The organism is Microcoleus sp. D3_18a_C4, from assembly GCF_036702415.1.
In the GTDB taxonomy this organism is placed as follows: domain Bacteria; phylum Cyanobacteriota; class Cyanobacteriia; order Cyanobacteriales; family Microcoleaceae; genus Microcoleus.
Map to the genome: position 1 here is coordinate 25,090 of NZ_JAUBTI010000008.1, position 24,637 is coordinate 49,726.

18 protein-coding genes and 1 other RNA gene are annotated in these 24,637 nt (G+C 46.0%); 12 read left to right on the plus strand and 7 right to left on the minus strand.

The features are described 5' to 3' along the window. Positions 1-159 precede the first annotated feature (159 nt). Both QUB16_RS06215 and QUB16_RS06220 read right to left on the minus strand, forming a co-directional pair. Positions 160-1,317, minus strand: coding sequence for a glycerate kinase (locus QUB16_RS06215; protein ID WP_333314899.1), 1,158 nt, complete (start codon positions 1,315-1,317; stop codon positions 160-162). Positions 1,318-1,392: 75 nt separating this feature from the next. Beyond that, positions 1,393-1,725, minus strand: coding sequence for a DUF565 domain-containing protein (locus QUB16_RS06220; protein ID WP_333314901.1), 333 nt, complete (start codon positions 1,723-1,725; stop codon positions 1,393-1,395). A gap of 355 nt (positions 1,726-2,080) precedes the next feature. Here QUB16_RS06220 and QUB16_RS06225 point away from each other — a divergent pair, with 355 nt between their 5' ends. The 3 genes from QUB16_RS06225 (at position 2,081) to QUB16_RS06235 (ending at position 5,507) form a co-directional block, all read left to right on the plus strand. Further along, a complete protein-coding gene (locus tag QUB16_RS06225) occupies positions 2,081-2,659 on the plus strand; it encodes a hypothetical protein (protein WP_333314902.1) in 579 nt (192 codons plus the stop codon). 450 nt (positions 2,660-3,109) lie between these two features. Beyond that, positions 3,110-5,071 carry a glycosyltransferase family 39 protein gene (locus tag QUB16_RS06230; protein ID WP_333314904.1) on the plus strand — a complete coding sequence of 654 codons (1,962 nt, stop codon included), beginning with the start codon at positions 3,110-3,112 and terminating at the stop codon, positions 5,069-5,071. 148 nt (positions 5,072-5,219) lie between these two features. Next, the gene (locus QUB16_RS06235) at positions 5,220-5,507 is read left to right on the plus strand and encodes a hypothetical protein (protein ID WP_333314906.1); all 288 of its coding nucleotides are present in this window, start codon (positions 5,220-5,222) and stop codon (positions 5,505-5,507) included. Positions 5,508-5,633: 126 nt separating this feature from the next. On the opposite strand, the gene QUB16_RS06240 is transcribed toward QUB16_RS06235, so the two are convergent. Then, entirely contained in the window at positions 5,634-6,782 is a 1,149-nt protein-coding gene (locus tag QUB16_RS06240; protein WP_333314908.1) for a Fic family protein, read from the minus strand. Positions 6,783-7,041: 259 nt separating this feature from the next. Between QUB16_RS06240 and QUB16_RS06245 the strand changes: the two genes are divergently transcribed. The 6 genes from QUB16_RS06245 (at position 7,042) to nuoK (ending at position 13,086) form a co-directional block, all read left to right on the plus strand. Then, the gene (locus QUB16_RS06245; RefSeq protein WP_333314911.1) at positions 7,042-8,847 is read left to right on the plus strand and encodes a serine/threonine-protein kinase; all 1,806 of its coding nucleotides are present in this window, start codon (positions 7,042-7,044) and stop codon (positions 8,845-8,847) included. 306 nt (positions 8,848-9,153) lie between these two features. Continuing rightward, positions 9,154-9,544, plus strand: a transfer-messenger RNA (tmRNA) gene (gene ssrA / locus QUB16_RS06250). Positions 9,545-10,049: 505 nt separating this feature from the next. Further along, on the plus strand, positions 10,050-11,168 hold the full coding sequence (gene nuoH, locus QUB16_RS06255) for an NADH-quinone oxidoreductase subunit NuoH (RefSeq protein ID WP_333314913.1): 1,119 nt from the start codon (positions 10,050-10,052) through the stop codon (positions 11,166-11,168). Positions 11,169-11,271: 103 nt separating this feature from the next. Further along, positions 11,272-11,847: an NAD(P)H-quinone oxidoreductase subunit I gene (gene ndhI, locus QUB16_RS06260; RefSeq protein ID WP_333314915.1), complete on the plus strand. Its 576-nt coding sequence runs from the start codon at positions 11,272-11,274 to the stop codon at positions 11,845-11,847. Positions 11,848-11,963: 116 nt separating this feature from the next. Then, a complete protein-coding gene (locus tag QUB16_RS06265; RefSeq protein ID WP_333143679.1) occupies positions 11,964-12,587 on the plus strand; it encodes an NADH-quinone oxidoreductase subunit J in 624 nt (207 codons plus the stop codon). Positions 12,588-12,780: 193 nt separating this feature from the next. Then, positions 12,781-13,086: an NADH-quinone oxidoreductase subunit NuoK gene (gene nuoK / locus QUB16_RS06270; protein WP_333107704.1), complete on the plus strand. Its 306-nt coding sequence runs from the start codon at positions 12,781-12,783 to the stop codon at positions 13,084-13,086. 105 nt (positions 13,087-13,191) lie between these two features. On the opposite strand, the gene folB is transcribed toward nuoK, so the two are convergent. From folB to QUB16_RS06285, 3 genes are all read right to left on the minus strand, one after another. Then, a complete protein-coding gene (gene folB, locus QUB16_RS06275; protein ID WP_333107691.1) occupies positions 13,192-13,548 on the minus strand; it encodes a dihydroneopterin aldolase in 357 nt (118 codons plus the stop codon). Positions 13,549-13,704: 156 nt separating this feature from the next. After that, positions 13,705-15,072: a serine/threonine-protein kinase gene (locus QUB16_RS06280; RefSeq protein ID WP_333314917.1), complete on the minus strand. Its 1,368-nt coding sequence runs from the start codon at positions 15,070-15,072 to the stop codon at positions 13,705-13,707. A 397-nt stretch (positions 15,073-15,469) separates the two neighbouring features. Next, a complete protein-coding gene (locus QUB16_RS06285) occupies positions 15,470-16,753 on the minus strand; it encodes a glutamate-5-semialdehyde dehydrogenase (RefSeq protein ID WP_333314919.1) in 1,284 nt (427 codons plus the stop codon). Positions 16,754-17,080: 327 nt separating this feature from the next. On the opposite strand from QUB16_RS06285, the gene QUB16_RS06290 reads away from it, so the two are divergent. The 3 genes from QUB16_RS06290 to QUB16_RS06300 all read left to right on the plus strand — a co-directional run bounded on the left by QUB16_RS06290 (position 17,081) and on the right by QUB16_RS06300 (position 20,495). Next, complete coding sequence (locus QUB16_RS06290) at positions 17,081-17,362, plus strand: hypothetical protein (RefSeq protein WP_333314921.1); 282 nt, start codon at positions 17,081-17,083, stop codon at positions 17,360-17,362. Positions 17,363-17,627: 265 nt separating this feature from the next. Further along, positions 17,628-18,608: an SMP-30/gluconolactonase/LRE family protein gene (locus QUB16_RS06295; protein WP_333314923.1), complete on the plus strand. Its 981-nt coding sequence runs from the start codon at positions 17,628-17,630 to the stop codon at positions 18,606-18,608. A gap of 159 nt (positions 18,609-18,767) precedes the next feature. Next, positions 18,768-20,495 carry a hypothetical protein gene (locus QUB16_RS06300; RefSeq protein WP_333314924.1) on the plus strand — a complete coding sequence of 576 codons (1,728 nt, stop codon included), beginning with the start codon at positions 18,768-18,770 and terminating at the stop codon, positions 20,493-20,495. 255 nt (positions 20,496-20,750) lie between these two features. Here the strand turns inward: QUB16_RS06300 and QUB16_RS06305 are convergent, their stop codons facing one another. Continuing rightward, positions 20,751-24,629, minus strand: coding sequence for a zinc-ribbon domain-containing protein (locus tag QUB16_RS06305; protein WP_333314927.1), 3,879 nt, complete (start codon positions 24,627-24,629; stop codon positions 20,751-20,753). Positions 24,630-24,637: the final 8 nt, after the last annotated feature.

Here is a 24,637-nt window from a genome sequence, read left to right on the forward strand (position 1 = left end):
TCTAATTCGCGCGTCAAACCACTTTTTGCATAAGTCCTGCAAGTGAGTGCACGATAAGCTGCAATACAGTAGGGACACAACATTGTTGTGTCCTTAAAAGCTGCAATACGGTAGGGACACAACAAGGTTGTGTCCTTAAAGCGTTAATTTTAAGTCTTCCTAATCGCTTAAATTTAAGTCGATCGCCCGACAGATTTTGCCGACAGTGCGATCGCTCATAATTTCAATTACTAAATCCACGCGATCGCCCTCCACCATCGACTTAATAAATAACTCGGGATGCAGCGCTTTCCAGAAATATTCAACAAACCGATTAATTTCGGCTTCTGACATTCCCGACTTTCCCGCCGCCATCATTTCCTGTTCGGCCTGATTGCGCCACACTTGAGAAATGCGATAATCTTGGGGATACAAAACCATCAACCGATCTAATCGGTTCCACAGCGGCAGATAGTCGTGCAGCTTCGCATTCATATCGCGCGCAAACTGACAGTCGCCCTCTGTGGAAATCGGAAACGGTGCAGCCGCCAAAAACTCGTTCAATTTGGCATCAACCACCGGATTCACACCGACAAACCAACCTTCAAAAAGTACAATATCCGCACCGGAAATAATTTCGGGTTGACTTCTATCTCCTGCACCTCCGTAGGCAGATTTGTCAAATCTGGGAATTTCTATATTTTTAATTATATCCGGTTTTATGGCATCAGATTTGGGAGTGTCAACTGCTGCTAATTCGCGAGTTTGAGAACCGCGCAACTTGTCTAAAACTGCGATTCCCAAGTCAATATCGTGAGTGCCGGGGGGGCCGCGCCAAATTAAACGCGGGTCTGCTTTTTGGAGTTGTTGGCGATCGGCATAAGTCTTATAAATATCGTCTAAAGAAAGGCTGACAGTAGAATATCCCAATTTTCCCAGAATCAGCCTCAAAACGTGGCATAAAGTAGTTTTTCCCGTTCCTTGCCCTCCTAAAATTCCTTGAATTAGAGGACGCTTTAAACTTTGTTTTGCAGTCGATAATTGCATTGCCAGCGGCAGCCACAGATTCCACAAAGTTTCGAGTAAAACAGTTGACTTTAGGGGGAAAGTATGCAGGTCGTCAAGAATAGAAAAGAATAAATCGGTTTTGCAGCGGACAACATCGGCTGCATTATCGGGAGTAATGCCAAAAGCGCGCGTTAGCGAAGCCCTCGAAGAGGATCGCAAATCATCGGCAAGTTCCCAAAAAGCCAGGTGCTCGAAGTCGGGCGCGAGCGGGCGATTGCCGGCTTGCCACCGATGTAAAATTTCAACAGGGGTTACAGTCGATCGATCCATATCCTAAAAAATCTCGCTAGCGGGGGCTAGTTTTGTATAAATACTATCTACAACCGACAAATATTTCCCCTCTTTTTAAGAGCCAAGTTTGAAAGCCTCCACAAATAAATTGTAAGTCACGCCAATTTTCAGAGCATAGAGCATATCCACCCAAAAAGAACGGGCTACAGGCCGCGGGCCACCGTAAACCAGCCAGCTAACGAACTCCGTCAACAACACCAACAGCCCGGCCGCGATAATATCCCAATCCGCAGATTGTCCGGCGATCGTCGAAATAGCAGTTCCCAAAAAAGTGCCGAACAGCAGACTAATTAGCAGGAGCGAAATCCGCCGCCAAGGATTGCTCAGCCAGCCTCGGAAGCGATCGCCCAGAACATCAATCAATCTGTTAATTCGGGTATTCTGCATAAAAGTTATACAATTTGAGATTTGAGATTTGAGATGGGGAATGACTGATGACTATGGGGGTTTGGGGTACGGGCCTATAGTTGCATTCTTTTTTTAAACTGGTATTAAAAGTTATACCGATGAGTCAAAAAATGCCGCTCCCGACCAACTCCAAATCCTTACCGGGGTCAGTATGTCGCCCTCTAAAATCTCAAATTTAACATCTAAGATGGTATTGAGCGATCGGCGACTTATCGCCGAGAACGGTCAGTAAATTTAAGTGTAACTGTATCTTGTGGCACAGCAGCCCCTGGTTTTACATTAAAAATAGTTAAGACTCATTGCGGGTGCAGTCTATCCTTTAAGCCTAAAATTTATGAATCTTAAAATTTACCAGATCGTAATTGGAGTGTCGATCGTCCTAATTACAGGAATGTTTCTAGGACGTTTTGAAATCACTATCTCCAACGGTTCCAATCAGTCGAGCGATTGGCCCTCACAAGCCACCGCACTCCCCCCAATACCCCCCGTTTCCCCAGTCGCGACAGCTTCTGCAGACACCGCCAGCGAGCCCAAACCCGACTCAACACCAACCCCCCCAGATCCAGAGGAGGAATTGCTTTCCTCAATCCCTGTAGATGGTAAAGCCGCCGGCAGTCTGCGCGTCAGCAACCGCAGCGAACACCCAGTGCGAGTGGCCCTGCTGTCGAAACGGCAAGCCGAGAAATCCTATGGAAAACCCGCGCACTGGGATTTTGCGCCGGGGGAAGGTGGCGACAAGGGACTGATGCTATCGCTGCCGGAGGGCAAGTTACAAGTCAAACGGGGAGACATTTTAGTGGTTTTTGCTCAGGATGGTTCTCGCCACTACTGGGGGCCTTACGTCGCCGGGGAGACACCCTCGCCCGCTTGGAACAGCACAGCCGGAGAATGGCAATTAATTTTGCAGCCTTGAACCCTTAGCTGCAGGTGCCGAGATTTTGGTCGAGAAAGCCGGTCGATCCGGTCTTGTTGAGAATGGTGCGGCTATGGGAGGTTAAACTCACATAGCAGCACCATTATAAAGAACAGGCAAGATGCCTGTTCCACAAAGAGTGAATTTTTTTGTGGGGAGTAGGGGTTGGGCAGGAGAGCCCGCCCATGAAAGTCTTGTGGAGAATGGTGCAACATCTCTGTTTAACTGATATCTTGCACCATTCTCAAGAACAGGCAAGATGCCTGTTCCACAAAGAGTGAATTTTATTGTGGAACAGGCATCTTGCCTGTTCATAAAAGCCTTGTTGAGAATGGTGTAACATCTGAGTTTAACCAGATTCGATCGACTTGGGAGTTTCGAGAATGCGAATCTTTCGGTAGACTCTCTATGCGAGCTAAAATTTAAAATCTAAAATCGCAGGAAGTTTGCGTGAAGGAAGTTATTAAAAATTTGTCAGAGTTTAGGAAGCGCCCGTTAGCGAAATCCTCGAAGAGGATCGCACCAAAGCTGCTATCGCTGTTGTGGCTGTGCGCGATCGCCTGGGTAGGTTTCTTGTGGAATCTCGGCAACATCGGTTTAGTTGACGAAACCGAACCGTTGTTTGCCGAAGCCGCCCGTCAAATGACGCTGACAGGAGATTGGATCACTCCTTATTTCAACGGCGAAACCAGGTTTGACAAGCCACCGTTGATTTACTGGCTGATGGCGGTGGCTTACCGCACGCTGGGTGTTAACGAATGGGCCGTGCGTCTTCCCTCGGCCTTGTGTGCGATCGGTCTGACTTGCCTCGGATTTTATACCCTATCGAAGGAAGGAGGAAGAAGGAAGGAGGAAGAAGGAAGAAGGAAGGAAGAAGGGCACGACACGGATACGGACACGGATACACGGATGAATGTAACTATGTTTCCTCCCTCACTCTCCCACTCTCCCACTCCCCCACTCTCCCCCTCTCCCCGTCTTCCCCTCTTTCTTTCTACTCCTTGGATTGGTGCTGCCCTAATAGCTTTAAATCCCCAAACTATTGCCTGGGGACGGACTGGCGTTTCAGATATGCTATTAGTTAGTTGTATGTGTTCGGCACTATTCGCATTTTTTCTCGGTTACACTCTAGAAGAACAGAGAGAAAAAGCCGAATTTTCCACCGTTTCCGCTTCCCGATTTCCCAATAAGTGGTATCTGACTTTTTACGTACTAATTGCCTTAGCAATTCTGGCTAAGGGGCCTGTGGGAATTGTCTTGCCAGCGCTGATTGTTGGCTGCTTCGGGCTTTATTTGGGAAATTTTTGGCAACTTTGGCGCGAAATGCGTCCGGTGTCTGGAATCTTGATTATTCTGGCGATCGCCTTGCCTTGGTACATTTTGGTTATTTTAGCCAACGGTCAAACTTATATTGACAGCTTTTTCGGCTATCACAATTTCCAGCGTTTTACTGGAGTAGTCAACAAGCACTCCGCGCCTTGGTATTTTTACTTTTTTGTAGTGCTAGTTGGTTTTGCACCTTGGTCGATTTATTTGCCGGTGGCGATCGCCCGCACCCGTTTTTGGCAGCGCAGTTACTGGCGTCGTCAACCGCGATCGGCTCAGTTGAGTTTATTTGCCCTATTTTGGTTCGTCTGCATCTTTGGCTTTTTTACGATCGCCGTGACAAAATTGCCCAGTTATGTATTGCCTTTAATCCCCGCCGCTGCGATTTTGGTAACGCTGCTGTGGAGCGATATTATTGCAGGCAACGAACCAGAAAATAGCCGGGGAAAGTTAGTAAAAAAACCTAATTCTTTACCGCGAGGGCTGTTAGTTACATACATTTTCAATGTCATATTTTTATTAATTATAGCCGGAGCAACTTTCTACTGCTACAACTGGCTCGGAGACGACCCGGCTATGCCCAATTTTCCCCAAGCAATTCAGCAGTCGGGATTGCTGATTGTCGGCGGTGCGATTTGGATAACTGCGGCGGTGGCGATCGCACTTTTACTTTGGAAGCGGCAACAGCGCTGGATTTTGGTTGCTAACTTCATCGGGTTAGTAGCATTTATCATATTTGGTCTTACTCCCGCCTACAATTTGGTCGATATCCACCGCCAGTTACCTCTGAGACAGTTAGCACAGGTGGCGGTTCAACAAAAACTGCCCGGAGAAGAGTTTATTATGGTTGGTTTCTGGAAACCCAGTCTGGTTTTTTATACCCAAGAGCCTGTGACTTACTACCGAGCTGTCAGAAGGGCGATCGACTACATTAAGGAATCTAAAAACCCAACTTCTCCCTCTATTTTGGTGCTGGGATATCCAGAGAAATTTGTGGAATTAGGATTGCAGCCAAATCAATATCAATTGTTGGACAGTAGGGGCGCTTACCAACTCGCCAGGGTTCCGAGACAAGCATTTCGATAGTGTATTGTACTGCGGTGTGAGCCGACCTATAGGGTGTGAAAGTAGGGGCAATCCCCCCGTGGTTGCCCCAGAATTGGGATAGGGTGCATCTAGAACTGTAAAAGCTATAATCTAGTCACTACTTAAAACCCGAAGCTCGGAGCCTACAATGGTTTCAATTCTCAACAAACCCTCCTCATTAATCCATGAGATTTGCATTGAAAAAGTCGATCGGTGGAAGTTGTTCAAATTTAGTGAATCGCTCCAACAGCGCAGGTCACAATTGTTAGAGAAGAAAAAGGCAGATCAACTAATGGCAGAAGAGGTAGCGGAACTCGATACCATTGGGGAATTAGATCGCATCTTTACCCATATCAATGCAATGATGGTGGCTCAAGATGTCGCTCAGCGAGCCGACGAGACAGACGGTTCGAGAAAGAGCGAGCTATTTATGTGAATACTGTCATATATAGCGGTTCTTGGCCAGATGCAGGTACCTCCTGGAAGCTAAAAAGCTTGATAATCAATGGATTAAGTGTACTTCACTAGGGTAATAAATGCTATAGTTTGGCTGGATTTGTTGCTAAGAATCCCGGAAAACAGCTAGATATGGAGCATAAGAAAATGCTCGATTACGTTTTTGTCCAGTAATTTCTTCCACAAGACCTATATCACTAAGAGCCTTAATTAAAGCGTTGGCGTTAGGATATGACAAACTCGTAATTTCTTCAGCGTGTTCTACATTAAAGATTGGTCTGAAATAAAGGCTCTCAAGCAATGCGATTGCATTCCCTGATTTACGCCCCATTGTGTTGAGGACTAATTGGCGATGTTCTTCTTTTAAGTTGACTATTTTACGGGCAGTAGCCGCAGCTTCCTGAGCCACTTCGTAAACCCCACGCAGAAAAAATTTCAGCCACCCTTCCCAGTTGCCACTGTCCCTAACAGCCTGAAGACGATCGTAGTATTCAGAGCGATATTTCTTGAAATAGTGAGAGATATAAAGTAGTGGGCGTTGCAGTATATTTTGTTCGCACAACAGAAACGTGATTAATAATCGCCCTGTTCTTCCATTACCATCGAGAAAAGGGTGAATTGTTTCAAACTGAGCATGAGCCAATCCCACTTTTATCAAGGTAGGTATAGGTTGTGGACTATGCAAAAATTTCTCCAAATTATCTAGTGATTGGAGCATTTCATAGGGTGGAGGAGGGACATAAGTGGCCTCCTTTAAGGAACATCCTCCTGCACCAATCCAATTCTGAGTGCTGCGAAACTCTCCTGGATCGCGCTCAGCACCTCTTACGCCTTGCATTAACTCTTTGTGAATTTCTCGAATTAATCGCAAAGATACAGGGAAACTCTTGAGCCGCTCAAGACCATAATTAATAGCAGCGATATAGTTTACAACCTCAGCCACCTCTTGAGGATTGTTCGGTTCTAAAGCCTGAGATTCAAATTCTAGGACATCTATCAAAGATGCTTGTGTGCCTTCAATTTGGCTCGAAAGAACTGCTTCTTTCCGAACATACATAAACACAAATAGATCTGGATTGGGTAGAGCATCCGTTGCTCCGTCTAGCCGCCCCAGCGCACGATCTGCCTGAGACAGCAGATCCCACATTTCCTGATCCATAATAATCTCAGGTTTGGGTGGCAGCGGATTAGGTATAAAGGCTTTGTAGCCTGCAATCTGTTCGACATATTGACCGGCTCTAGTCCCTATGAACATTGTTATCGGTTCCGTTAATACTGAATACTCTTCAACTCTATATTATCAAAACAGACTTCTTTTCGTTAATAAGCACATTTTTGACCAACCGGGAGGAAAACTATGCGCTACATCTAGGGGCTTAGAATGCAACCTAACACTACGGAGATGCGATCAATACAATGATGCAATCCGGGCGATCGCTCTTTGGACTGGTGAGGAGAGCCCACTAGACGTGCCATAATCAGCCATATTATCTGGTACGCGATCGCCTGAACCTATGGATGCGCTAATCGGCAAAACTTTACAGGGTGGAAAGTACACCCTCGAACAAGAATTGGGACGCGGCGGCTTTGGAATAACTTTCCGGGCAAATCACCGCTATTTAGGACAGCCCGTAGTCATCAAAACCCTCAACGAATCTCTGCGCCAGCAACCGAATTTTGCTGAGTTCGATCGCAAATTTCAAGACGAAGCGAGGCGGTTGGCTTCCTGCGTTCATCCCAATATAGTCCGCGTCAGCGATTTCTTTGTGGAAGACGGGCAGCCTTACATGGTGATGGACTACGTTCCGGGTCAGAATTTGGGCGATGTCGTGCTGCCAAATAAACCGCTTCCAGAAGAACTCGCAATCTCCTACATAACTCAAATCGGCGCTGCTTTGAAGGCAGTTCATCAAAAGGGTTTGCTGCACCGAGATATCAAACCGCAAAACATTCTGCTGCGCCAAGGTACTCAGGAAGTCGTGCTGATTGACTTTGGCATAGCCCGCGAGTTTACTCCGGGTGCAACCCAAAGTCACACTAATATGGTGTCCGACGGCTACGCGCCGCCAGAACAGTATTTCGCCCAAGGAAAATATACGCCCGCAACAGATGTTTACGGTCTGGCGGCGACGCTTTATACTTTGCTGACAGGACAAGTGCCGATCGGAGCAATTCTCCGTACCAGTCAGCCGATGCCTTCGCCCCGCGACTTGCAGCCTCAGCTAAGTGCCGCTGTCAGTTCTGCGGTGATGCGGGGGATGACGGTAGAAGCTCAAAATCGCCCTGCTACCGTGGATGAGTGGCTGTCGCTGCTGCATGGGCAGCCTCATGGTGCAGCGTCGCCGAGCACCGGGCCGACGGTGGCGGTGATTCCGGGACACGGGCCTCAGTCGCCTGCGGGTTCCAGAACAGCGCCTGCTGTGGTGTCTTCTGGGCAAGGCAACCGCAAGGTTTGGTGGATTTTGGGGTTCGTGGCGATCGCACTTATTGTTGCAGGTTTTATCGGTATTGCTAGGGTTTTCCTCAACCGGCCGTCTTCGGAACCCGCACCGGTGGCCCAGGACGATCGCACTTCGGCCCCAGCAGATCCAGACGCGCGCTCAAGCCCCACACCAATTCCCGCGCCGACACCAACGCCAGCGCCGCCTGCGGCTGCTGAAACTCCAGCGCCGGCTGATGAAACTCCAGCGCCGGCTGATGAAACTCCAGCGCCGGCTGATGAAACTCCAGCGCCGGCTGCTGAAACTCCAGCGCCGGCTGCTGAAACTCCAACACCAGCCCCAGCACCAACACCAGCGCCTTCTCCCGAAGCTGCCGAACCTACACCAACAGAAAGACTTGTTGACAAAGAGTTGCCGCCAGATCGATCGCCCGCACCCAGCCCCGAACAACCGGGAACCAATTATCAGAAGACTCCCACAATCCCTGGGTATGCGGTTGGTACGCCGGAAAGTCAGATTTTAGCCGAATTGGGAGAACCGACTGACTCTCAAGCGCGGGGCTATTGGCCGAATACTCGCACCGCACTTTACGAAATATTGCCAAATCGGATTACTCTCGGCTACATTTACGATCGCGATTCGGGCGAGCTAGTACAAACAGAGGGTTCTTTTGCCCAGTCTGTGGACGCTTTGGTAGTGCGAACCGCGTTAAACGGGATGGTGGGCGGCGCCAGCAGGGAGATTTTGCAAGGCTTGGGCGACGTGCAGCAGCGCCGGAGTAATCGGTTTACGTTTAGGAAGGGTTCGCTGGAAGGAACGATCGAACGCAACGAGCGCGATCGGATTTACATCGGCGTCTGGGACGACAACTTGCATTAAAGTTGGCATGGCTGACATTTTGCACCCTTGTCAATAAACCTGGGCGGGCTCTTCGGCCCACCCCACAGGAAAACTCAACTCTTGTGAAACAGGCATCTTGCGTCAATAAACCTGGGCGGGCTCTTCGGCCCACCCCACAGGAAAACTCAACTCTTGTGGAACAGGCCGGAAAGCCTGTTCAAAAAAATGGTGCAAGATGTAAATATTCCCGACTCAGCTTTGTGCCAAAATCGAAAATCTAAAATCCCAAATCTAAAATCTAGTTGACGCAACACGAAATATTGTCTATAATTAGAGAACGCACAAGGGGCTGTAATGGTTTCGACAGGGTGGCGAAAGCTGCTCCGTGATGCAGGTCGAGAGGGAGTCTACTCTCGTTAATATCGGCTCAAAAAAAATAGTAAATGCGAACAACATCGTTCCTTTCGCTCGCAAAGCCGTAGCTGTAGCCTAAAAACTTCTTGAGCTTGGTTTAGAGTGTATGCCACCTCACTCCGTTAACGGTAGCATAACAACCCCCAACGGATGCCCTAGCTAAACGTTTCTAGTCGGCTAGCTAGGAAAGCAATCACTAGAAAATCCTCCCATTTAGGATAAAGATGGTTCCCGCCCCGAGGATTAGAGGGGATAAACCTGTGAACGATCGGAAGGTAAATACCCGCTTTGGACGGCAGTTCGATTCTGCCCAGTTCCATAAAAAAAGTGACGTAAAATCAATGGTTTAAGCCATTTGAAAGTTACTTTAAAGCATTAAAAGGGCTCAGAGTTAACTCTGGGCCCTTTTGTTTTGGCTATATCTCGCTTATAGCTGAGTCTAGATCCCCCTAAATACCCCTTAAAAAGGGGAGTAGGGGTTGACTTTGAGTTCTCTTGTCCGCCCCTCTTATTAATGGGGCTAGGGGAGAGCGATGTTTGAGACAGGAGAGTGCGTAAGTCTAGATTGATTGCTGACTCAAAATCGATCGACCAATCAACAGTCAACCGTCAACCGTGAACAGCCAACCATAATTTACCACCCATTAGCTACGCTGCCGGCTCATATAATTAGAACTTCACCCTGTCTGTGCGTTCTTGGAGCCTGTCGGGCGATATACTATTAGGCGGTAAAGCATTAAAAATCTTTACAAAGACCCCGATTTCTAAGCCTACTCCTACAAAGGACGGGTGAAAAATTATATGCTGAGCGCTCAAAAGCTGGAAAAATGAACCCAGGAATTGACTTACAAGGAAGTTTTGTAGAAGCCCTGATGAATTGGGGCTTACCGGCGGACATCGCCCAACTGCTTTGGCTACCGCTGCCAATGGTGCTGATGATTGTCGCTGCCGTCTTCGGGGTACTGACTAGCGTCTGGCTGGAACGGAAAATTTCCGCCGCCGCTCAACAGCGGGTAGGCCCGGAATTCATCGGCCCTCTGGGAGTGCTAGCACCCGTTGCTGATGGTCTGAAGTTGGTATTCAAAGAAGACATCGTACCCGCAAAAGCTGACGCGCTGCTATTTACCCTAGGCCCGGTAATTGTGGTGATTCCAGTTTTTCTGTCTTACTTAATCGTGCCCTTCGGAGAGCATATGCTGATCGCCGATATGGGGACAGCAATATTTCTGTGGATTGCCTTGTCTAGCATTCAGCCGATCGGCTTGCTGATGTCGGGCTATGCTTCTAACAACAAATACGCCCTCCTCGGAGGACTCAGAGCCGCCGCTCAATCCCTCAGCTACGAAATTCCCCTAGCTTTGGCAGTATTGGCAGTCGTGATGATGTCCAATAGCCTCAGTACGATCGACATAGTACAGCAGCAAGCCGGCTACGGCATTCTCGGCTGGAATATCTGGCGGCAACCAGCAGGTTTCCTGATTTTCTGGATCGCAGCACTAGCAGAATGCGAACGGTTGCCCTTTGACCTCCCGGAAGCAGAAGAAGAATTGGTAGCAGGATATCAGACTGAGTACACAGGCATGAAATTTGCTTTGTACTATATCGCTTCCTACGTTAACCTCGTCCTTTCTTGCCTGCTAGTAGCAGTTTTGTACCTCGGCGGCTGGGAATGCCCGATTCCTGTCGGAGTGCTGACAAATGCCCTGGGATTGAGCGAAACGACTCCTTGGTTGCAGGTAATTACCGGCTTGCTGGGCATTACAATGACCATGCTGAAAGCCTACTTTTTCCTGTTTCTGGCAGTTCTGCTCCGCTGGACTCTGCCGCGAGTTCGGATCGACCAATTGCTAGATTTGGGATGGAAGTTTTTACTTCCTGTTTCTCTAGTTAATTTGCTATTGACCGCAGCTTTGAAACTTGCCTTTCCCTTTGCTTTTGGCGGTTAATTAATAATAGGTAAAGGGCAAGAGCTAAACAAAAATAGCTGTTAACCAATTACCTATTATCAATTAGCAATTACCAAAAACTCAAGTACAGAGAGAGAACACCATGCTAAAATTCCTCAATCAAGTAGGCGAATACGCCAAAGAGACTCTTCAAGCTGCCAAGTATATCGGTCAAGGGCTATCTGTTACCTTTGACCACATGAGACGCCGACCGATTACGGTGCAGTATCCTTACGAAAAATTAATTCCTTCCGAACGTTTCCGGGGCAGAATTCACTTTGAATTTGACAAGTGCATCTCCTGCGAAGTCTGTGTTCGGGTGTGTCCGATCAATTTGCCTGTGGTGGATTGGGAATTTAACAAAGAAAGTAAGAAGAAACAACTCAAGCACTACAGTATAGATTTCGGTGTTTGTATCTTCTGCGGCAACTGCGTAGAATATTGTCCGACTAATTGTTTGTCGATGACAGAAGAGTATGAGTTAGCCACCTACGAACGTCATGAATTGAATTATGACAACGTGGCCCTCGGACGTTTGCCCTACAAGGTTACAGATGACCCGATGGTGACACCGATGCGCGAATTCGCTTATTTGCCGAAAGGTGCGATCGACCCCCATGAAGTTTCCTACACCGATCGCCGCGCCGGTCTGCGTCCAGAGGAAATTATCGAAAAGTAAGTAATTAGTCATTAGTCAGCAGTCATCAGTAATTAGGGAAATAACCAATTATTAATGACTGCTAACTAATGAGTAAAAACGAACCAGAGAAAACTAATAATTGAGGATAAAAACTTGTGAATCTAGCTGAAGGGGTTCAAATTGTTTCATTTGGAATATTGTCCGTAATGATGATTGCAGGAGCACTAGGAGTAGTGCTGTTCTCAAATATCGTTTACTCAGCATTTTTGCTGTGCGGCGTATTTACCAGCATTGCCGGCTTGTACCTGTTGCTGAATGCCGACTTTGTAGCAGCAGCGCAGGTATTGATTTATGTGGGCGCTGTTAACGTCTTGATTTTGTTTGCGATTATGTTGGTGAACAAGCGCGAAGATTTCCGCATAATTCCCAACGCTTGGGTGCGTCAAGTAGCAACAGCAGTAGTTTGCGTAGGCTTGTTTGCGCTTTTGGGTACGATGGTGGTGTCTACTCCTTGGGCTATTGTGGCGACGACAGGAGCACCGGCCGAAAGTTCGATCGTCACAATTGCCAAACATTTCTTCACCGACTTTTTGCTACCTTTCGAGTTAGCATCAGTGTTTTTGTTGATGGCAATGGTAGGAGCAATTGTCCTAGCACGCCGCGATTTTTTCCCGGATGAACTGTCAAAGAAGCTATCCGAAACACCTGCTTTGAGTTTGCCGGAAAGACCTCGCGAATTAGTTTCTGCCGGAGATGTGTCTTCGCCAGAATCTAAGTAAAAGTAGTGAGTCTAAATGATTCGTACAATTAAGGTAGGGGCTATTGCCCCGTGGTTGCCCAGATCGGAGGTAGGTACGGAGCACTAACCCTACTGTATGAATGATTTAGACACGCTACAGTAGGGTGTTCACAGCACCTATCTCTCTGTCTTGTAGTAATGTTGATTGAGAAAGACTCAAAAAATTTATGCAACTGCAACTCCAGTATTTCCTGTTATTAGGCGCCGCACTTTTCTGTATTGGTATTTACGGTTTGATTACCAGCAGAAATGCAGTGCGCGTGTTGATGTCGATCGAGTTGATGCTGAATGCTGTCAATCTCAATTTGATGGGTTTCTCCAATTATCTCGACCCCGTACAAATTAAAGGTCAAGTATTTACGGTGTTTGTAGTTACCGTAGCCGCTGCTGAGGCTGCCGTAGGTTTGGCAATTGTTTTGGCGATTTATCGCAACCGCAATACCGTAGACATGGAAGAATTTAACTTGCTGAAGTGGTAATTAATCAATAGTCATCAGTCATCAGTCATCAGTCATTAGCGACAAACTAAGGCAGATTAAAGACTGATGACTAAGGACTAAGGACTAAGGACTAAGAACTAATGACTAATGACTTCTAGTAATTTCTAGAGTAATTCTGCCACCGAAATCAGGGATGGGGGCAGCAGGTTTCGAGAGTTGTAATTTGACTTTCTCGACTAACGGTAGTTGTAAAAGCGCTTGAGCAATAGTATCTGCTAGGCGTTCGATTAATAAAAACTTCGAGTCTTTGACTAGGTTTTGAATCAGAGTAATTGCGCTGCGGTAATCAAGAGTATGTTGAATATCATCACTTTTTCCAGCTTGCGATAAATCCAGCCAGAGAGTAACATCCACTTCAAACCACTGGCCCAAAACTTGCTCTTCCGGCAGATAGCCCGTATATCCGTAGCAGCGAATTCCTGTAAGTTGAATAGAATCCATTTTGCAATAAACTAAAAGTGCGTTGCCTATACCAACTTGTATTAAACCAGATAAAGTTATCTGTCTCTTCCCTCTCTTTCCTTGCCCCCTCTTCCTCTTCCCTCTGCGCCCTCTGCGCCCTCTGCGGTTCAATCACTCTTTATTCTATCTTAAATTTCACAACTCTCCTCCTTTCTCCAACTTGTCCAATAAATCCTCAGCAACTTCATACCATTTCCGCCTAATTTCAGCATCTTCTGGCTTTTCTGTCAAGCTGCGCCCTTGTAATTCTGGATATTTATTGTAATATAATTCATCAACTTTTTGATAGAATATATCTTGCTCAATGTTGAGATTTTTGCGTCGTTTCCCAATCTTTTCTTGACGAATTATCTCTGCTTCCTCTAAGGATGTATCGGGAGGCGGTTGGCGCGAAGAAAATTTAGGTAAATCCGGCAACTTTGGCAACGTGAAACCAGATTTGACTACACTAAAAGCTAAAAGTCCTGGCACCAAAACGACAGTTAAACTCCCTAGGGTTTTCCAAGGAATTAACTTGAATGTGCTGTTGTTATTAACAATTTGAGGAGTTTGGTGAACAGGAGTATGATTGCTGGTAGCAGTTTGAGTGCTATTTTTGAACGGGCGGCCGACAAAGTTCATTGTCACCATTTGGGAAATTATACTGCCAATTTGAGAGAGTTTTGGATCTTTGAGTGCTTCGCGGACTGCTTTTGCAGATTGGTAGCGATCGCCCGGTTGTTCTGCTAACATCCGATCCAATACCGTGGCTAAATTTGGGCTGACACTGACGTGCGATCGCCAATCCCAAGTTTTATTATTGATATCGTACAATTTTTGAGGCTTTTTGCCACTTAGCAATACCAACGCCGTGACGGCTAAAGCGTACAAATCGCTAGCGGCAGAAACTTTCCCCAGCCGCATTTGTTCGGCTGGCGAATAACCCTGTTTCCCGATCGCCGTATCCGATTGTCCGTTAAACTGAAGTACGGCATTGGCTGCAATTTGTTTGACTGAACCGAAATCAATTAAAAATGGTAGTTTGTCAGCATCATGCTGAATAATATTATCCGGGGAAATATCGCGGTGAATTAAATTTTTTGAGTGGATGTATTCTAAAACTGGTAAAAGCTGAAATAGCAGTTGAGTAACTTCAGCTTCGCTAAAATTTTTACCTTGCTGCTGGCGCGATATCAATATTTCTTCGTAGGTTTGACCTTTGATATAATCTTGGACTAAAAATAAAGATGGATTCCCGCCCAAATCCGTTCGCAGGAGCTCTCGAAAACGGGGGATTTGCGGGTGTTGGAGGTGGTAAAGCATACTCGCTTCGCGATCGAACAATTCGGCGGCTTTGGGGCTGTGAACCACCGGAGAAAACTCTTTGAGCACGCAATTTTCGTTGTAGCGGTTGATATCTTCGGCGAGATAAGTGCGGCCGAAGCCACCTCGGCCTAATTCGCGGAGGATGCGGTAGCGTTTTTCGAGAGTTGAACCGGGGGCGAGGAGGGAGGAGTTAGACATAAACAACGGAAAATTGTTCGAGTTGGGGAGTCGCCGAGCACAGTATAGCTTATTGTAGCTAAGTTTGTTTGAATGGGAGCGAAGGAAGGGCGATCGCTTTTTTTTGGGAAGGATGAAGGAGAAGAGACACTTTACTTAAGATTCAGTATCTACAGGATATCGTAGGGGCGGGTTTTACCAACCATCTATGTTAGAAACCAAAAATATAATAAACCCGCCCCCACCCAACGACAAATCCCAATCTACATTTTTGGCATTCGATCGAACATCAGGTTAATCTGGATTATCGGCTGTCTAGGGGCGGGTTTATATAAATTGTTCGCGAACATCAAATATTGTTGGTAAAACCCGCCCCTACAGGCTTTTTTATTGTCGGGTTTGATCGGCTATGGAGGATTTACAAATCTCGATGAGTAAATTCCTTCGCATCCTTCCCCACATAACTCGCGGCAACATGGCCATCTCCAACAACTCGATACTTATAGGTAATCAACCCCTCTAAACCAACAGGCCCGCGAGGTGGCATTTGCTGCGTACTAATCCCCACTTCTGCACCGAAACCGTAGCGAAAACCGTCGGCAAATCTAGTCGAACAATTGTGATAAACTCCGGCCGCATCGACTCCATTTAAAAATGTTTCGGCGGCTTCGCTGTCTTCGGTGACAATGACATCTGTATGTCGGGAACCGTAAGTATTAATGTGATTAATTGCCTCTTCCACAGAATCTACTGTTTTGATTGACAAAATCAAATCGCTGTATTCTGTAGACCAATCCGCTTCATTTGCTTCGGCAATATTTTCTAGGATGGCGCGAGTTTTTTCGTCTCCCCGCAGTTCAACTTTTTTCTGCTGCAAAGCTGTGGCGACAGCGGGCAGGAATTGGGGGGCGATCGCACTGTGAACTAACAAGGTTTCAATGGCATTGCAGGCGGCTGGATACTGGGTTTTTGCATCTACAGAAATCTCTACTGCTTTCTGAATATCCGCCGCTTTGTCTGCGTACAAATGACAAATTCCGTCGGCGTGTCCCAACACGGGAATTCGGGTATTTTCCTGCACGAACCGCACGAAGGAATTAGAACCTCTGGGAATAATTAAATCTACATATTCATCCATTTTTAGCAGTTCGATTGTTTCTTCCCGCGTGGTTAGCAACTGCACGACTTCTGGATTAACAGGAGTTTCTGCTAATGCTTGATGTATCACTTTTGTCAATATTTCGCAGGAACGGACTGCCTCTTTGCCACCTTTGAGAATGACGCCATTTCCCGATTTGATTGCCAAGGATACTATCTGAATTAACGCCTCTGGGCGCGCTTCAAAAATAATGCCTAAAACGCCCAAAGGACAGGTGATGCGCTTCAGAATTAATCCTGTATCCAATTCGCGGTGAATTTGCACGACACCTACGGGATCTGGGAGTTTGGCAACGTCGCGCACGCCCGCGATCGCACTTTTCAACTTGCTTTCATCTAACTTTAGGCGATCGTACAGCGGTTTCGCAATTCCATCCGCCTCAGCCGCCTTGCAGTCAGCCGCATTCGCCGCCACAATATCCGGCGCAGCAGCTTCTAAAGCTTTCGCAATAGCCTCAATAGCTTGATTTTTGGCCTCAGCGGACAAAACTGCCAATTTTCTAGCAGATACGCGCGTTTTTTGGGCAATTTCAATAATAGACATGGCAGTAAATTTTAAATAGTTTTGAGTTTTTGGTTTTTGGTTTTGAGTTGTGAATTGAATCCGCACAAATAAATTTAGGGGCGGTTTTCAGTCTTAACAATTCTAGAGGAAATTCTATATTTTTGTTGAGACCCCTTATAGCAATCCGCATTTAGAGGTTAAAACAGGGAAGTATAGACAAAATCCCACGAGCATTGCCATTTGTCAATAACCTTCGGAGAGTATTATGTCATCAAGGGGCCCCTTTACGCAAGGCAGGGCGATCGCCCAAAGCCGGCGTTAAACTGATACAGCGATGCGGGTTATACCTTCGGTTCAGATTTGAAATTGCCAGACACAACGGGAATGATTTATCTGCGCTATGCTTCTGGTTTTGGGCCAATTGGTAATTTTCTGTTTGGCATGAAACGGGTTAAAAGTTTGATTGGAATGGATGTTAGCGCTTTGGGTTGGTTCCGCCGGGGTGTTGCACCTTGGATGGATTTGATTCAGCAAGAAAGCGATAGCGGTACGGTGGTTAACAGTTATCACCGCTTCTGGTCTGTTGTGATGGGTATCGGGGCGATCGCGATCGGTATTGCATTTATATTCGTGTCATTTCCTGCTTAACAGTTGACAGGTGAAACCTTTTAAGTTAAATATAATTAAGCTCGATTATTCGAGCTTCTTTTTTTTGTTATATACGGTACTCTCGAATTTAATACCGCTCTGAATTATCTTTTTTTTATCAAAATCGTGAGTTGACGAACCGCTTTCGACGTGTTAGTGAAGCGGCGCGATAGCGCTCTTGTCGCACATAAAGAAAAAAGGAAGAAGTAAAGAAGGAGATAGGTAATCTTATGGTGAGAAGGAAGTAATTCATTGATGAGCAAATATGACAGTCAAAATTGCTACAATCAGTTTCTTGTTGATAGTATTAAGTTTAGCAGTCAGCAACCCCAGCCAAAAACTCAGGGGTAACTTAACAAAGTTGACCGCCCAAACGGAAAACAGGGAGAAAAAAAATACCATGCAAAGTATTCTCGATGACAGCGCCCAATTAGAAAAACTAGCTGGCAATTTCCAATTTATAGAAGGCCCGATTTGGCATCCAGACGGATTTTTGCTGTTCAGCGATATTCCCGCCAATATTATCTATAAATTTGGCTCAAATCAGGAAGTGGAGGTATTTCGCCGCCCTTCGGGAAAAGCCAACGGGAATACTTTAGACAAAGAAAACCGCTTACTTACTGCCGAACACGAAAATCGCCGCGTATCCCGCACAGAAAAGGACGGCAAAGTTATCACATTGGCGGATAGATACGAGGGCAAGCGGCTCAACAGCCCGAACGATTTGGTGGTTAAATCCGACGGCAGCATTTATTTTACCGATCCCTCCTACGGTGTTAGTAAAGAGCAGGAAGAATTGGGTTTTTACGGTGTTTACCGACTGGCACCAGACGGAAAATTAACTCTGCTGGTTAAGGATTTGGTGCTGCCGAACGGCATCGCTTTTTCACCAGACGAGCAAAAACTTTATGTCAACAATTCGGAAGCGGGATACATTGCCGTTTTCGATGTAAAACCGGACGGAACTGTTACCAACCAGCAGCTTTTTGCGGAGTTAAAAGATACCAGTCAAGGCGGAGTTCCCGACGGTTTAAAAGTTGATGTAGAGGGGAATGTTTACAGCACTGGGCCGGGGGGAGTGTGGATTTTATCGCCGGATGGTAAGCTTTTGGGGAAGATTTCTGTGCCTGAGACGGCGACTAATTTGGCTTGGGGAGAAAGCGATCGCAAAACGCTTTATATTACGGGAAGTACAAGTCTGTATCGGATTCGCCTTAAAATTGCCGGTGTGCGGGCTGGAAAATAATCTAAAATAGGGCGAAGTTGAAAATAAAGCGGTTTGTCGTGAGGACTTTAGTTCTCACGACAAACACTTTTTATTAGGGGTAATTGACCTGGCATAATATAATCCTACTTGTCAAAATCAGTCATTCCCAATTCTAAAATCTCAAATCTAAAATCTCAAATGGTATTAATAGCTCGGTTGCACAAATTTCTGACTGCTACAGTCGATCGCACATCCCGATCGCACACAATATTTTGGTTGACTCTGAGCTTGACATTTGCCACAGTTTATGCTATTTTAGGACTCAAGCAAGCCTTCAGCGCCGAGTATATGGTGCAAGACGATGCGAGGCAGCACGTTTTCTGGATGGTGCGGTTTGTCGATCCTGAATTATTCCCCAACGATTTCATTGCTAATTACTTTCAATCAGTCGCCCCCGCAGGATACAGCACGCTCTACAAATTAGCCGCAACAATTGGCATTCACCCGCTATTATTTCACAAAATATTGCCGCTATTTCTCGGCTTAATCTCCACTTATTACTGTTTTGGCCTTTGCCTCGAAATGCTGCCCGTGCCGATGACTGGATTTATTGCATCTTTGCTGTTAAATCAGCATATGTGGATGACCGATGATTTGGCTTCCGCAACGGCAAGAGCTTTTATATATCCGATATTTCTGGCTTTTTTATATTATTTGTCGCGCAGTTCGTTGCTGCCTTGTTTGGGAGCGATCGCCCTCATCGGACTATTCTATCCTCCTTACGCCTTGGTTGCTGCTGGAATTTTAGTTTTGCGCCTGCTATGCTGGGAAAACGGCGGTTTGCGCTTGTCGGGCGATCGAACTAATTACCTATTTTGCAGTACAGGTTTGGGAGTAATCTTTTTAGTAATGCTGCCCTATGCCTTAGATAACTCGGAATTTGGCCCAACTTATACCGCAGCAGAAGCGAAGCAAATGGGCGAATTTGCACCAGACGGCAGAAATGCTTTTTTTCGTCCAAACCCGGTAGATTATTGGCTGACAGGGCGGGGCAGCGGGATGTTTCCCAAGTCGCTGTTTACGCCTGTAACTCACTGTGTCGGATTGTTATTTCCGCTACTGCTGTTTTTGCGATCGGCTTTTCCCTTAGCAAATCAGATTCAACACCAAATCTGGCTTTTGCTTCAGCTATTTTTAGCATCCTCGGCGATGTTTTTTGCGGCTCACGCTACCATTTTTAAGCTGTATCAACCCGGTCGCTATACGGCTTACAGCTTGCGATTTATTGTGGTTTTAATAACGGCGATCGCCCTAACTTTAATTATCGAGGGAGTCGGTCATTTGGCATCAAAAACCGCTACAACATTTGATGGAAAAAATCTATTAGCACTAATTACGACAGCGACAATCACTATCGCCGTTGTTCTTTATCCCTGCTTGGTCAAAAAATTTCCCACAGTCGGGTATGTAGAAGGTAAAATGCCGGGTTTGTACAAATTTTTTGAGCAACAACCTAAAGATATCTTGATTGCTTCAATCGCGGCAGAGACTGATAATTTGCCAACATTTAGTCAGCGTTCTGTTCTGGTTGCAAAGGAATATGCAGTGCCTTTTCACAAAGGCTACTACAGCAGATATCGGCAGCGAGTTAACGATTTAATTCGCGCTCAGTACACTCCCGATCGAGCTGTATTGGAAAATTTTATTAATCAATATGGAGTTGATTTTTGGATGCTCGATCGCAATGCTTTGACTCTTGATTATGTAGAGGACTACGGCTGGATCGATGACTTTGATTCTACACCGCAGGCGATGCTTTCTCTCAAACAAGGGAAAATTCCCGCTTTAGCTTCAGCAATGACAAGTTGTGCTGTTTTTCAGAATGAAATTGTAGTGGTTTTGGATGCGTCTTGTATTGTGAAATAGGCTGGGAGTTAAGGCGAGGCAGATCCAAAGCATCTGCTTTCCCAGGTTCTTCCAGGGAACTATAGCAAGTCTATTTGAGTCGTGAATGTAGAAGAACCTGAAACGTTTGTCATGATTGAATCCATTGTTTACAAATCAAATGGTTTTGCTATAGAAAAAAATCACTTAGGGGATTGGGAAGATATCACACATGAATTAGAATGGTTAGAAAATCCTAATTATTATGTGGGTGTTCAACAAATTTTAAAACGACCTCTAACTCTTGATAGCACGGATATGGGTAAATTTCCACATATCCTGAATGCTGATAACGGTAAATCCCAAAGCTTCTAAGTCAGTTCGGAATTGACCCGGATCGCTAAAGCGTGAAGTTGACTCGATAATATGCAACTGACCGTCAAGTTTAAGAGTACGATATGCTTCCCGCAGGTAGTCGGTGAAGTTTGAACCCATTAAAGAAAGAGAAAAAATGGCCACATCTAGGGTTTCATCATCTAGCGGAACGTGCGCCATGTCGCAGGCGATCGCATTATTATTGATCGCAATATGGTCAAAGCTGTAAACTGTATGTCTATCTGAAACTGCCTCAGCTAATTTTGCTTCACCGCAACCAAAATCACCAATAGTGTAGCCGCTACGTTGTTGACACCAGCGAATCATCTCCTCGTAGGGAATAACGGCCCAATCTTTTCTTGATTCTTGATACAAAGTATGGTAATGCGCCCACTCTTCAGGGTTTTCCTGTAAGCGTTGGTGAGTAGTGGCGCTGTGGGTTTGGTTCCAGTGGCGATTCATGGTGGAGAAGTCGCCGTAACGCGCCAGTCGTTGCTGTACTTCGGCTGGGTTGGTATCTGGAATGGGGATAATAATTCTCGGGCGGGTGATGATTTGGACTTCGCCAGATGCGAGGCGTTCTAACCAGCCGATCGCATCTTGGTAAGCTTGAGCAGAGGATCGCAGGTGTCCTTCTGGTACTATGCCATCAACAGCAGCATCAGCGATCGACTTTTTGAATTTTAAGCGCTGCATTTTGGAATCACACCACGACCAGCGCTGACTCTTAACAGTTGCATAGGTCAGAGGAATCACCATTTTGACTGTATCGCGGGTTTGTCCTTGGCGATAGATGCGACCTTTCAATTGTTCAAATTCGGCATGAGTCCAAGGTAGGACGTTGACAATTAGCTGGTTGCAAACGTGCTGTAAGCCATCTACACCAGTCCCTATGGCGCTAGAACCGATGAGAACATCAATTTTGCCGTTTAAAAAGCCTTCTAAACCTGATTTGTCTTCGCCCGTGTAGAAACCCACTTTCCAACCATCATTTACTAAAGCATCTCTCAATATGCGATCGATTCCCTTAATGTAATGAGTATAAATTAGAGTTTTCGGTTGGATGTGCTGGCGAATAACGGGTAATCTGGCAACAGTCAGGATTTTTTCTAATTGCAATGGAGTACCATTTCCACCTAAAGCGCGAATTTCTTCGATGTAGTCGCCACAATCTACGGGAATTTCGATTTGTTCGTAATCTAGGTTATATTGAGGCATCCAGCGTATTCCCAGAGTAACGAGTCGCTGATGCAGTCTCATGCAGTTGGCAATTGTTGGGTGGATATCGAGTTCGTTGTGGGCGAATCCCGTCACCATTTCTATTAAACTTTTGCCTTCTTGGATATTGTTAATTACCGGAGTGGCTGACATTCCGATAACGTGCAAATTCTGGTTGCGTTCTGCGGTGGTGGTGATGAGGGCAGTTACTAATTGTTTGCGCCGGGACATATCTTCAATTTGGCGCTGTTTGGTGTAGTGAATTTCGTCAATAACGATGAAATCAATAGATTCGTTTTCTATAAATGAACCTATCCAGTTAGCCGAGTCTGGTTGTTGGAACATTTCATAGTTCAAAATCAAATAAAGGTGGGTTTCTGGATTGATAGCAGCACCTAAACCAGCCTCATCACCGATCGCTTTTGCCCAATTGGGATTAAAAGTTTTAGTAATAACTACGCTATCTGGAAAAATTTTGAGGATGGCATTTTTCCAACCTTCGACGACGCTATTCGGACAGCAGATCAAGGTAAAATGGGCGTTAATGACGCGACTGGCGAGAACTGCGGAGAGGGTTTTGCCTGCACCTGTTCCCGACCAATTACCGACGCGCTTTTGGTCGCGTACCCGAACCGCGATTAGTCGCTGCATCAGGTTTGGCTCGGCTAGTTTGCCGCCGATACGGAAGGCGTAACCTGTGGGAATTTTGAGATTTTTAGCGCAGTGATATTCGTCTAAGAATTCTCTTCTAACGCGCTCGGCGTAGCTATCTCCAGTGTATGCTTCTGCTTGGGCTAGGGCTGTTGTTTCATCGTGAAAAACGTGCTTCCAAATCTTGGCTTTTGCCGATGCGATAAGGAATTCGACGGCTTCTTCATCGGCTGAGGATACGACGTGATGCTCTAAGGATGATAGAACTTCTCGCGTTTGGACAATGGGAAGGTTAAAGTTGTCTTCTTCCTGAGATGGTTCGATAGTTTCATTGATCGGGTTATCAAGATTATCGTCCGAGGTGATGTATTGTTCATCAGAGATGTCATTATTGCTGTTTGTTTCTAGTGATTCCAGAGTTAGCTGTTTATCTTGGATGAATTGATCAACGATTGAAGATTCATCGTTAACGAATTTTGCTATTTCTTCTTGTGGGAAGCGTCCAGTAGCGAGAGCTTTTACGAAGCTTTTGCCTTTACCTTTGATTTGAAGTAGCCCGCTTTGTTGGAAGAGTATATAGAGTTCAGCAGGAGTGAAAATTTCCAGATAATTTATTAAGGAAGCGACAAATCCACGAATCGCTTCTATTGTCCAACCTAAATTACAAAACGGACATCCTCTCCCATGAATTCTATTGGCAATTCTCGCGTCCCACTCATGTTTTGAGTTTTGAGTGCATTGCCACCAAACTTTCATTTGTGAGCCTGCTACAACTGCACTTGGAGTAAGTGTGCCATTTTTGGTGGGATGCCATTGTTTAGCAATTTCAGGATAACGAGTTGCCAGACAATTAGTAACCGAGACCTTTTGCCCAGCACAATATGGACATCCTTTCCCTCTAACTCTATTGTCAATAACAGCTTCCCACTCGTGATCTGCTCCTTCAGGACAGATCCACCAAGCTTTTTTAGCCGAACCAGCCACTACTTGATCTGGCGGGAGTTTTCCATTTTTTGTCGGATGCCACTGTTTTGCTATCTCTGGATAAAGACTTGTTAGAGAGTTAGTGATAGATGATTGTAGACCCCGACAAAATGGACATCCGTTCCCTCTAACTCTATTGTCAATAACAGCTTCCCACTCGTGATCGGAACCATTGGAGCATTTCCACCAAGCTTTCTTGTTTGACCCCGCCACTACTTCAGCGGGAGTGAGTTTTCCATTTTTTGTCGGATGCCACTGTTGTGTTAACTCAGGAGAAATACTTGCTAGAGAATTAGTGATTGAAGCTTGTAGACCACGACAAAATGGACATCCCTTCCCTCTAGCTCTATTGTCAATAACAGCTTCCCACTCGTGGTCAGGCCCTGTGGGGCATTTCCACCAAGCTTTATTTGTTGAACCTGCGACTACTTGCTCTGGAGTCAGACTACCATTTTTTGTAGGATGCCACTGTTTGGCTAACTCAGGGTAAAGACTTACTAGAGAATTAGTAACTGATACTTTTATCCCCGCACAACAGGGACATCCTCTGTGATTCTCTCCTGTTCTACTGACTATAGAAGCATCCCATTCGTGGTCAGGCCCATTAGGGCATTTCCACCAAGCTTTCTTGCCTGAACCTGCTACCACTTCCTCTGGAGTCAGGCTACCGTTTTTTGTCGGATGCCACTGTTTGGCTATCTCAGGAGCAATATTGACCAGGGAATTAGTCACCGATACTCTTTGCCCAGAACAATAGGGACATCCATGCCCTCTTTTGACTCTTTTCTCAATAGAAGCTGGCCATTCGTGGTCAGGCCCATTAGAGCATTTCCACCAAGCTTTTTTTGCTGAGCCTGCTGCCACTTGTTCTGGAGTGAGCCCACCATTTTTTGTGGGATGCCACTGCGCGGCTAGTTGAGGGCTTATAATTGATAAAGGGTTTTTCATCGAAAATA